Origin of the sequence: Photobacterium obscurum, from assembly GCF_026191635.1 — a bacterium.
In the GTDB taxonomy this organism is placed as follows: Bacteria; Pseudomonadota; Gammaproteobacteria; order Enterobacterales; family Vibrionaceae; genus Photobacterium; species Photobacterium obscurum.
This window is the reverse complement of record NZ_JAKRRW010000067.1, coordinates 1-506: the sequence shown is the minus strand read 5'-3', so window position 1 is coordinate 506 and position 506 is coordinate 1. Positions and strand designations below refer to the sequence as shown.

Here is a 506-nt window from a genome sequence, read left to right as displayed (position 1 = left end):
GATTCCGAGAACGGATTATCGTTACTGACTCGTGGCCGGCTGTGGGATGGTGTTACACCCAACTCACACAGCTTCGCCTGCAAGGTCGCTGAACGCATTGGGCTACCATTATCCGAATGCAGGACAAGTGGCGTACGGAAGCATTGCTCTGCCATTACGGTTCGCTGCATCAAGCTCGCAGCTTGCTCCCCTGACTCGCTTTCATAGACTTCCCACCCAACAATTTTACGGCTGTAAATGTCTTCGACCATATAAAGGTAGAAATACTGTCCCCGGACAATACTGCTTAGATAGGTAATGTCCCAAGACCAAACCTGGTTGGGCTTCTCCGCTATATAACTCGTTGGTGCTTTCACCTTCCGCGGAGCCTGTGAGCGGCCGCGATGATGGAGCTGGTTATGTGCTTTCAGTACTCGATAAAAGGTCGATTCTGATGCCAGATATATGTTGTCATCTGCTAACCTGGGAACGATCTGAGATGGTGGTAGACTGGCATATTCTTCACG

1 protein-coding gene is annotated in these 506 nt (G+C 50.2%); it reads right to left on the bottom strand.

Going from position 1 to position 506, the window contains the following annotated elements; genetic code table 11:
* Positions 1 to 506, bottom strand: a 506-nt coding sequence (locus MD588_RS25940; protein WP_265700835.1) for a DDE-type integrase/transposase/recombinase, incomplete at both ends; no start/stop codon positions are given.